The organism is Pseudomonas sp. G5001, assembly GCF_013385475.1.
Lineage (GTDB): Bacteria > Pseudomonadota > Gammaproteobacteria > Pseudomonadales > Pseudomonadaceae > Aquipseudomonas.
On sequence record NZ_JACAPZ010000002.1, the window covers coordinates 19,112 to 29,655 of the forward strand.

8 protein-coding genes are annotated in these 10,544 nt (G+C 62.7%); 6 read left to right on the forward strand and 2 right to left on the reverse strand.

What is annotated here, in order from left to right; genetic code table 11:
• Positions 1-12: 12 nt before the first annotated feature.
• A complete protein-coding gene (locus HX805_RS01120) occupies positions 13-1,878 on the reverse strand; it encodes a sigma-54-dependent Fis family transcriptional regulator (RefSeq protein WP_003219161.1) in 1,866 nt (621 codons plus the stop codon).
• Positions 1,879-2,188: 310 nt separating this feature from the next.
• Between HX805_RS01120 and HX805_RS01125 the strand changes: the two genes are divergently transcribed.
• From HX805_RS01125 to HX805_RS01135, 3 genes are read left to right on the forward strand one after another with little or no spacing between them, the layout of a single operon-like run.
• The gene (locus HX805_RS01125) at positions 2,189-3,166 is read left to right on the forward strand and encodes a thiamine pyrophosphate-dependent dehydrogenase E1 component subunit alpha (protein WP_003219159.1); all 978 of its coding nucleotides are present in this window, start codon (positions 2,189-2,191) and stop codon (positions 3,164-3,166) included.
• A 39-nt stretch (positions 3,167-3,205) separates the two neighbouring features.
• Positions 3,206-4,225 (forward strand): alpha-ketoacid dehydrogenase subunit beta, encoded by a 1,020-nt coding sequence (locus HX805_RS01130; protein WP_076015753.1) that lies wholly within the window; start codon positions 3,206-3,208, stop codon positions 4,223-4,225.
• Complete coding sequence (locus tag HX805_RS01135) at positions 4,222-5,319, forward strand: acetoin dehydrogenase dihydrolipoyllysine-residue acetyltransferase subunit (protein WP_177081430.1); 1,098 nt, start codon at positions 4,222-4,224, stop codon at positions 5,317-5,319. Before HX805_RS01130 ends, HX805_RS01135 begins: the two co-directional genes overlap by 4 nt.
• Before the next feature lie 141 nt (positions 5,320-5,460).
• On the opposite strand, the gene HX805_RS01140 is transcribed toward HX805_RS01135, so the two are convergent.
• On the reverse strand, positions 5,461-6,363 hold the full coding sequence (locus tag HX805_RS01140) for a helix-turn-helix domain-containing protein (protein ID WP_177116519.1): 903 nt from the start codon (positions 6,361-6,363) through the stop codon (positions 5,461-5,463).
• 140 nt (positions 6,364-6,503) lie between these two features.
• Here HX805_RS01140 and HX805_RS01145 point away from each other — a divergent pair, with 140 nt between their 5' ends.
• From HX805_RS01145 to HX805_RS01155, 3 genes are all read left to right on the forward strand, one after another.
• Positions 6,504-7,862 carry a glutamine synthetase family protein gene (locus HX805_RS01145; RefSeq protein WP_003219154.1) on the forward strand — a complete coding sequence of 453 codons (1,359 nt, stop codon included), beginning with the start codon at positions 6,504-6,506 and terminating at the stop codon, positions 7,860-7,862.
• A 149-nt stretch (positions 7,863-8,011) separates the two neighbouring features.
• Complete coding sequence (locus HX805_RS01150; RefSeq protein ID WP_003219153.1) at positions 8,012-9,100, forward strand: polyamine ABC transporter substrate-binding protein; 1,089 nt, start codon at positions 8,012-8,014, stop codon at positions 9,098-9,100.
• Positions 9,097-10,395, forward strand: a complete 1,299-nt coding sequence (locus HX805_RS01155) for an FAD-binding oxidoreductase (protein WP_177081431.1) — start codon at positions 9,097-9,099, stop codon at positions 10,393-10,395. Before HX805_RS01150 ends, HX805_RS01155 begins: the two co-directional genes overlap by 4 nt.
• Positions 10,396-10,544: the final 149 nt, after the last annotated feature.

The window sequence follows — 10,544 nt, forward strand, 5'->3', positions numbered from 1 at the left end:
TCGATGGGCTTGTCAGTGTTTTCCGGGCATGTCGATACCCAGCTGGTTAACCCGCCGATACAAGGTCGCCCTGGAAATCCCCAACGCCTGCGCCGCCGCCAGCGGCTTCCATCGATGCCGAATCAGTGCGTCCAGCACCAACTGCCGCTCAGGACTCACGCTTTCCGATGTTTCCACCGCAACCGCGTCACCACGAACTTCCACCGGCAAATCCGCCAGCTGAATCGTCCCGCCGTCGCACACCGCACACGCATACGCCAACACATGCCGCAGTTGCCGCACATTCCCCGGCCAGGCATAACCCAGCAGCGACTCCAGCGCCGCTGCCGCGATCCCGACCGCAACACCGCTGTGCCGCGCCTCCTGCTCCAGAAGCCGATTGATCAATGCCAGTTTGTCCATGCGCTCGCGCAATGGCGGCACACAGAACCGCGCACAGCCCAACCGGAAATACAAATCCTCGCGAAAGCTTCCAGCACTCACCAGCGCCGCCAAGTCCCGATGGCTGGCGCAGATCACCTGGATATCCACCGCCCGGGTTTTTGCCCCGCCCAGCGGCGCCACTTCACCTTCGGCCATTACCCGCAGCAGTCGCGTCTGCAACGCCAGCGGCATGTCGCCGATCTCGTCGAGAAACAACGTGCCGCCATCGGCCTGCAACAGCAGCCCGGTCATGCCCTTGCTGGAGGCACCGGTAAATGCCCCGGCCACGTAGCCGAACAGTTCGCTCTCGATCAGGTTTTCCGGGATCGCCGCGCAGTTCACCGCCACAAAGGGGCCGTCGCGACGGGCGCTGCGTTCATGCAACTGGCGGGCAAACACTTCCTTGCCGGCGCCGGTTTCGCCCTGGACCAGCACCGGCAGGTTGCGGTCCTTGACCCGCACGGCCAGGCGCAGATGTTCTTCTACTCGCGGGTCTACCTGATGACTTGAAGACACCGTCGCACGTGCAGCCTTACGCCGCGGCGCGCTGACCCGTACCTGCAACGCCCCCGGCTCGCCGAGCCAATGCAACTGCTGCGTCGATTGATCGGTCACGGCGCGCAACGCGTCCAGGTCAAACACTTCGCCGATATGCTCCGGCAACTGCCCGAAGCGCAATCTCAGGGCCTGCCGCGCCTTGCTGTTCAAGGCTTGCAGCCGCCCATCCTGGTCCCACGCCAGCAGCATGTCCGGCTGGCTGTCGACGTAACCGGGCGTGCTGTGGGCCTGCAACACCCAATGTTGCCGGGCGCTGTGCATGAAAAACGCGTTCTCGATGGCCCGCGCGCTTTGCGCCACCATCTGCCGCACCAGGTGCTGGCTGCGCCGGTCATCCGGCGATTTGAGGGCGGAGGCGTCCATCACGCCCAGCAGGTTGCCCTGGGGATCAAAGATGGGGGCGGCAGAGCAGGTCAGGCCGATAAACGCCGCACGAAAGTGGTCGCGCTTGTGCACGGTGACCGCGGCCTTGCTGGTCAGCACCGTGGCCACGCCGCAGGTGCCTTCCTCGGCTTCCGACCAGCAGGTGCCCAGGTACAGGCCGGCCTTGCGGCAGTCGTTGCGAATGCCGGCGTCCACACGATGGTCGATGGTCTGGCCCTGGGCGTCGGTAAGCATCACGCAGTAATCGGCGTGGCGCACCCGGTTGTGAATCTGCCCGACTTCCTCGCTGGCGATGCGCATGAACAGTTCGGCGCGTTCGCGGCATTCCTTGAGCAGGGTGCTGGTGAGGATGCGCGGCCCTTGCAGGGAGCCGGGGTCGAGGTGGTGCTGCTCCATGGAGCGGCGCCAGGAATCAAAAATCAGCGACGGCACCGGAGCCTGGGGCAGGCGGTCGGCGTTGCGTACCACGCGGCTGACACAGTCGACATGGTCCTTGGAGTTCACGGCGAGCATTGAAGCCTCCGGTTCTCGATCCTTGTTGTTATGCCCGCCATTAAGCGCCCATGGGCCGGGAGGAACAAGGCCGGCCTGACCAACTGCCCGAGGTGAGACGCAGCGTCTCATTGCGCCGCAGACGCTGCGGGCAGGTTGCAACGGCGCGTCTCATTGAACGGCCCACAGTGGCACGTCCACGCTTCCAGGCAACTGCTCTGGGTCAAGGCTTTCCCGGGTTTTCCAGCGGATTGGCACAGGCCGTGCTGAGTGCCTTGCAGCTGGCCTGATCCAGCCTTTTGTGTGTCGAGACAACCTGGAGAACAACAAGATGTCCACTCACCTGTCCACCGATCAATTGCTCCATGCCTACACCGTGATGCGCACCATCCGTGATTTCGAAGAACGCCTGCACGTGGAATTCGCCACCGGCGAGATTCCCGGTTTCGTGCATTTGTATGCCGGCCAGGAGGCCAGCGCCGCCGGGGTCATGGCCCACCTCAACGATGAAGATTGCATCGCGTCCAACCACCGTGGCCACGGCCATTGCATCGCCAAGGGTGTGGACGTGTTCGGCATGATGGCCGAGATCTACGGCAAGAAAACCGGGGTGTGCGGCGGCAAGGGCGGCTCCATGCACATTGCCGACCAGGAGAAGGGCATGCTCGGCGCCAACGGCATTGTGGGGGCCGGGGCGCCGCTGGCGGCCGGTGCGGCCCTGGCGGCCAAGCTCAAGGGCAGCGCGGGGGTGGCGGTCGCGTTTTTCGGCGACGGCGGCTCCAACGAGGGCGCGGTGTTTGAAGCGATGAACCTGGCCTCGATCATGAACCTGCCGTGCCTGTTCGTGGCCGAGAACAACGGTTATGCCGAAGCCACCGGGTCCGGCTGGTCGGTGGCCTGCAAGGACATTGCCGAGCGCGCCGTGGGTTTTGGCATGCCGGGGGTGATTGTCGACGGCAACGACTTTTTTGCCGTGCACGCCGCCCTCGGCGTTGCGGTAGAGCGTGCCCGCAGCGGTAAAGGGCCGACGCTGGTGGAGGTCAAACTGAGCCGTTTCTACGGCCACTTCGAAGGCGATGCGCAAACCTATCGCGGCCCGGACGAAGTGAAAAACCTGCGGGAAACCGGCGACTGCCTGAGCCTGTTTCGCCAGCGCTGCACCGCCGAAGGCTGGCTCGACGCGGCTCAGTTCGAACGCATCGACACCGAAGTCGCGCAGCTGATCGAAGACGCCGTGCGCCTGGCCAAGTCCGATCCCAAACCCCAGGCCGCCGACCTGCTGAGCGATGTCTACGTCGCCTACCGCTAACCGCCACCCACTACAAAAACAATCCGTGGAGAAGTCATCATGGCTAGAAAAATCAGCTATCAGCAGGCAATCAACGAAGCCCTGGCCCAAGAGATGCGCCGCGACCAGAGCGTGTTCATCATCGGCCAGGACGTGTCCGGCGGCACCGGTTCGCCCGGTGAACAGGACGCCTGGGGTGGCGTGCTCGGCGTCACCAAGGGGCTGTATCCGGAGTTCCCCGACCGCGTGCTCGACGCGCCACTTTCCGAGGTCGGTTATGTGGGCATGGCCGTCGGTGCAGCCACCCGTGGCATGCGCCCGGTGTGCGAGTTGATGTTCGTCGACTTTATCGGCTGCTGCCTCGACCAGTTGCTCAACCAGGCGGCGAAGTTTCGCTATATGTTCGGTGGCAAGACCACCACGCCGCTGGTGGTGCGCGCCATGTACGGCGCCGGCCTGCGTGCGGCGGCCCAGCATTCGCAGATGCTCACCTCGATGTGGACGCATATTCCCGGGCTCAAGGTGGTGTGCCCGGCCACGCCCTATGACGCCAAGGGCATGCTGATCCAGGCGATCCGCGACAACGACCCGGTGATTTTCCTCGAACACAAAATGCTCTACAGCCTCCAGGGCGAAGTGCCGGAAGAGCTGTACACCGTGCCGTTCGGCGAAGCCAACTTCGTGCGTGAAGGCAATGACGTAACCCTGGTGACCTACGGGCGCATGGTGCACATCGCCCTGGAAGCGGCGGCCAACCTGGCGCGCCAAGGCATCGATTGCGAAGTGCTGGACCTGCGCACCACCAGCCCGCTGGACGAAGACAGCATCCTTGAAAGCGTGGAGAAAACCGGGCGCCTGGTGGTGATCGACGAATCCAATCCACGTTGTTCGATTGCCACGGACATCAGTGCATTGGTGGCGCAACGCGCGTTCAGCTTCCTGCGCGCGCCGATCGAAATGGTCACCGCGCCCCATACCCCGGTGCCGTTCTCCGATGCCCTGGAAGACCTGTACATCCCCAACGCGGCGAAGATCGAAGCTGCGGTGCTGAAGATCGCCGACAAGAGGAATGCCGCATGATCCATACACTGACCATGCCCAAGTGGGGGCTGTCGATGACCGAGGGCCGGGTTGATGTCTGGCTCAAGCAGCCGGGCGACCCGGTGGAGAAGGGTGAAGAAATGCTGGATGTCGAGACCGACAAGATTTCCAGCAGTGTCGAGGCACCCTTCAGCGGGGTGCTGCGGCGGGTGTTGGCCCAGAGCGATGAGACCTTGCCCGTGGGGGCATTGCTGGCAATCGTGGTGGAAGGCGAGGCCAGCGAGGCCGAGATTGATGGGGTGATCGAGGCGTTCCAGGCGGGGTTCGTTTCCAGTGCCGCCGAGGCTGAAGCCAGCGGGCCATCGGCACAGAAGGTCGAGGTGGGCGGGCGCCTGCTGCGCTATCTGGACCTCGGGGAGGGCGGCACACCGCTGGTGCTGGTGCACGGCTTTGGTGGCGACCTGAATAACTGGCTGTTCAATCACCCGGTGCTCGCGGCTGAGCGGCGGGTGATCGCCCTGGATTTGCCGGGGCATGGCGAGTCGGGCAAGTACCTGCAAACAGGCGAGCTTGAGGAGCTGAGCCAGGCGGTATTGGCACTGCTGGATTATCTGAAGGTTGACCGGGTACACCTCGCCGGGCATTCCATGGGCGGGCTGGTTTCCCTGAACCTCGCGCGGGTGGCACCGCAGCGTGTGGCGTCGTTGACCCTGATCGCCAGCGCTGGATTGGGTACGCAGATCAACAGTGATTACCTGCAAGGTTTTATCGACGCGAGCAATCGCAATGCACTCAAGCCGCAACTGGTGCAACTGTTCAGCGATCCGGCGCTGGTGACCCGGCAGATGCTGGAAGACATGCTCAAGTTCAAGCGCCTGGAGGGTGTGGAGCAGGCGTTGCGGCAGATCACCGGGGCGTTGTTCAGCGGTGGTCGGCAATTGGTGGATTTGCGCAGTGTGGTGGGGCAGCAGCCGAGCCTGGTGATCTGGGGCAGTGAGGACGCAATCATCCCGGCGAGCCATGCCCATGGGTTGGACGCTCAGGTGGAGATACTGCCGGGGCAGGGGCATATGGTGCAGCTGGAGGCGGCGGAGCGGGTGAATCAGTTGATGCTGGCGTTTCTTCGGACCTGATCGTTCCCACGCTCCGCGTGGGAACGATCTTCAAATGTGGGAGCGGGCTTGCTCGCGAAGGCGGTGTATCAGTGCCAGATTTATTGACTGACCCACCGCATTCGCGAGCAAGCCCGCTCCCACACAAGCCCGCTCCCACACTTACCTCTGGCGCTTCAGGGTCTCGCTGGGCAACTCCTGAAACAACGCCCGATAACTGTTGGAAAACCGCCCCAAATGCCAGAACGACCAATTCATCGCCACCTCCGCCACGGTGGTGTCCACTGACGGCGGGTTCAACAACTCCCGCCGTGCACTGTTCAACCGGCGCAACCGCAACCACTGCGCCGGGCTCATCCCGGTATACGTCTTGAACCCGTGCTGCAACTGGCGCAACGGCACCCCGGCAATGCGCGCCAGCTGCAGCAGGTTGACGGTTTCATCCGGCACATCCGCCGCCCATTCGCCAATGCGCGCCATGATGATTCGCTCCTCGGTGCGTCGCTGCAATGAGCCCTTGTCGAGGCACACGCAGGCGTTGTCGAGGATGAACAGGCAATCGTCGAGCAACTGTTGCGTGAGGGCATCACGACTCGGCAGGTCCAGCGTCGCCGACAGCCGTGTCAGCGTGCCGCTGAGCCAGCGGCTGAACAACGGGTTTTGCAGGGAGTTGAGCGGGGCCATGAACAACCCCTCCAGCTTCGCCACATCCAGACCATGGCGCTGGACAAACTGCGGCCCGAACACCACTGCCACTTCGCGGTAGTGTTCCGGGGTGATCCAGGTGTTGCGGCTTTCGCCATTGAGCACGTACAGCGCGTTGTCGCTGCCATCGAAACAGAACGCCAGGGAACCCGGCGGCGCGTTGAAGTTCTGCTCCACCCGGGTGTTCATCCGCTCTTCGTACACCTCGACACCTTGCAGGTCGAGGTAGCGGATCTGCCCGGCGAAATGCCCTGGGGACATCTGCTGGTACTGCTGCACCCAACCGGGTGTCGCACTGCATTGAGCGGCCACATCACCGGTGGTGAAGGCCTGTACGCGCAAAGCTGTTGCCTGTGTCATGGGTAACCTGGGCGCACTCTATTGGTGCGTTGTGGTTGGCGCAAAGTGGATAGATGCCGTTGGACGGCTGGCCCAAGATAGACCTCAATGCGCCGCGAGGGAAGCCCGCGGCGCAGCATCCAACCCATGACGAGGTCCTTATGAACGCCCCCTTCGATCAGCTGTCCGCCTGGCTGAAAGAACACAAGATTACCGAAGTCGAATGCGTGATCAGTGATTTGACTGGCATCGCACGCGGCAAGATTTCGCCCACCAACAAGTTCCTGCATGAGCGAGGCATGCGCCTGCCGGAAAGTGTGTTGCTGCAAACGGTAACCGGGGACTTTGTCGACGACGATATCTACTACGACCTGCTGGACCCGGCCGACATCGACATGATCTGCCGCCCGGTGTCCAACGCCACCTACGTGGTGCCATGGGCCATCGAGCCGACGGCCATCGTGATCCACGACACCTTCGACAAGCAGGGCAACCCCATCGAACTGTCGCCGCGCAACGTGCTGAAAAAGGTCCTGCAACTCTATACCGACCAGGGCTGGCAGCCGATTGTCGCGCCGGAGATGGAGTTCTACCTGACCCAGCGCTGCGAAGACCCGGACCTGCCGCTGAAGACCCCGCTGGGCCGTTCCGGTCGCGCCGAAAGTGGCCGCCAGTCGTTCTCCATCGACGCTGCCAACGAGTTCGACCCGCTGTTCGAAGACGTCTACGACTGGTGCGAAGCCCAGGGCCTGGACCTCGACACGCTGATCCATGAAGACGGCCCGGCGCAGATGGAAATCAACTTCCGCCACGGCGATGCCCTGGACCTGGCCGACCAGATCACCGTGTTCAAACGCACCCTGCGCGAGGCTGCACTCAAGCACAACGTGGCGGCCACCTTCATGGCCAAACCGGTGGCCGACGAGCCCGGCAGCGCCATGCACCTGCACCAGAGCGTGGTGGAGATCGCCACCGGCAAGCAGGTGTTTGTCGATGAGCACGGCAACAAGAGCCAACTGTTCCTCAACCACATCGGCGGCCTGCAGAAGTACATCCCCAAGCTGCTGCCGATGTTTGCGCCTAACGTCAACTCGTTCCGCCGCTTCCTGCCGGACACCTCGGCACCGGTCAACGTCGAGTGGGGCGAAGAAAACCGCACCGTCGGCCTGCGTGTACCGAGCTCCAGCCCCGACGCCATGCGCGTGGAAAACCGCCTGCCGGGCGCCGACGCCAACCCGTACCTGGCCATCGCTGCCAGCCTGTTGTGCGGCTACCTCGGCATGATCGAAAAGGTCGAGCCCAGTGCCCCGGTGGAAGGCCGCGCCTACGAGCGCCGCAACCTGAGGCTGCCGATCACCATCGAAGACGCCCTGGCGCGCATGGAAGAGTGCGACACCGTCAAGCAGTACCTGGGAGACAAGTTTGTGCGCGGCTACGTCGCGGTCAAGCGTGCCGAACACGAGAATTTCAAGCGGGTGATCAGCTCCTGGGAACGTGAGTTCCTGCTGCTGAGCGTCTGACGACTCGTCCGTAGCTTAGCGAGGCTGCGTCGGGCCCACCGCAATTGTGTCTGATACAACGCTGCGCAGCCTCGCCAAGGCTCGACAGCTGCTACTGGCAGAATGGCTGGATGAATACATAAAAATCAATCAAGCAAAGGGGTGTCGATATGCGTCTGGTGAAAAAGCTTCTCCCGCTGGCCTTGGCGGCGTTGTTCAGCAGCGCGGGCCACGCCGCGCAGACGGTCAGTGTGTACAACTGGACCGACTACATCGGTGAGACCACCTTGGCCGACTTCCAGGCCAAGACCGGGATCAAGGTGATCTACGACGTGTTCGACTCCAACGAAACCCTGGAAGGCAAACTGCTCGCCGGCCGTACCGGCTACGATGTGGTGGTGCCGTCCAACCACTTCCTGGCGCGCCAGGTAAAGGCCGGCGCGTTCCTCAAGCTGGACCGTTCGCAGCTACCCAACTTCAAGAACCTCGACCCCAAGCTGCTCAAGCTGCTGGAGAAAAACGACCCGGGCAACGAGCATTCGGTGCCGTACCTGTGGGGCACCAACGGCATCGGCTATAACGTGGACAAGGTCAAGCAGGTGTTGGGCATCGACCATATCGATTCGTGGGCCGTGCTGTTTGAACCGGAGAACATCAAGAAGCTCCACGAGTGCGGCGTAGCATTCCTCGACTCGGCGGATGAACTGTTCCCGGCGATCCTCAACTACATGGGCAAGGACCCGCGCAGCGAGAATCCCGAAGACTACAAACAGGCCGAGGCCAAGCTGCTGACCCTGCGGCCGTACATCACTTATTTCCATTCCTCCAAGTACATCTCGGACCTGGCCAACGGTGATATCTGCGTCGCCTTCGGTTATTCCGGCGACGTGTTCCAGGCGGCCAACCGCGCCAAGGAAGCCAAGAACGGCGTGAACATCGCCTACTCGATCCCCAAGGAAGGCAGCAACCTGTGGTTCGACCTGCTGGCCATCCCGGCGGACGCCGCCAACCCGAAAGCCGCCCACGCCTTCATCAACTACTTGCTGGACCCTGAAGTGATCGCCAAGGTCAGCGCCAGCGTCGGATACGCCAACCCGAACCCGGCGGCCAAGGCCTTCATGGCCCCCGAGCTGGTGAACAACCCCGAGATCTACCCGTCCCAGGAAGTGCTCGACAAACTCTACATTTCCACCACCCCGACGCCCGCCGTCATGCGCTTGATGACGCGGTCCTGGAGCAAAGTGAAGACCAACAAATGAACCGTTCCTCCTCCGACCACGCTCGTTCCTATTACCTGGCTTCGGCCAACGCCATGCCCCGGCGCCCAGCGCTGGGGGCTGACCTGACCGCCGATGTGTGTGTGATCGGCGGTGGGTTCACCGGGGTCAACACCGCCATCGAACTGGCCCAGCGCGGGCTGTCGGTGATCCTGCTGGAGGCCCGGCGGATTGGCTGGGGCGCCAGCGGGCGCAATGGCGGGCAGTTGATTCGCGGGATTGGGCATGACGTATCGGGCTTTGCCAGGTACGTGGGGGAGGAGGGCGTGCGTTACCTGCAGCAGGCCGGGATCGATTCGGTGGCGCTGGTGGGGGAGCGGATTCGCGAGCACGGGATTGACTGTGATTTGCGCTGGGGGTTTTGCGAGTTGGCGAATACGCCGGCGCAGTTTGCGGCGTTTCAGGGGGAGCTGGAGAGCCTGGCTGCCTTGGGGTATGCGCCTGAAACACGGTTGGTGGCATCGCAGGATATGGCGCAGGTGGTTGGCTCAGGCTTGTATGCCGGTGGCCTGGTGGACATGGGCTCCGGGCATCTGCACCCGTTGAACCTGGTGCTGGGGGAGGCTGGTGTGGCCGAATCCCTTGGGGTGCGGATCTTTGAAGACAGCCCGGTGCTGGAGTTGATCCATGGCGACACGGTGCAGGTGCGTTGCGCGTCCGGCACCGTGCGCGCCGGTAACCTGGTGCTGGCGTGCAATGCGCATCTGGAGGAATTGGAGCCGAAGTTGAGCGGCAAGGTGTTGCCAGCGGGGAGCTACATCATTGCGACCGAGCCGCTGTCGGTTGGGGTGGCTGATCAGTTGATTCCGCAGAACCTGGCGTTGTGTGATCAGAAAGTGGGGTTGGATTATTACCGCCTTTCGGCGGATCGGCGGTTGTTGTTTGGGGGGGCTTGTCATTATTCGGGGCGTGATCCGGTGGATATCGCGGGGTATATGCGGCCGAAGATGCTCAAGGTTTTTCCGCAGTTGGCGAATACCGCGATTGAGTTTCAGTGGGGGGGGAAGATCGGCATCACCGCCAATCGCTTTCCCCAGGTGGGGCGCCTGAAGCAGCATCCGAATGTGTTCTATGCCCAGGGGTATTCGGGGCATGGGTTGAACGTGACTCACTGGTGTGCGCGGTTGTTGGCTGAGGGGATTCAGGCTGGGCAGAGCCGGGGGTTGGATATTTTCAGCCAGGTGCCGCATATGACGTTTCCTGGGGGGAAGGTGTTGCGTTCGCCGCTGCTGGCGTTGGGGATGTTGTGGTATCGGGTTCGGGAGATGGTGGGGTGATTGATTGGGTACATATCCGTTTCTTCGGTAACGGCCACCTATGGTTTCGCTCTTACAGCGAGTCACTTTGCAAAAGCGGCAAAGTAACCAAAGCGCTCTGCCCCGCCTGTCGGCGCCTCGCCTAGGCTCGGCGTTCCCTCACTCCGGCA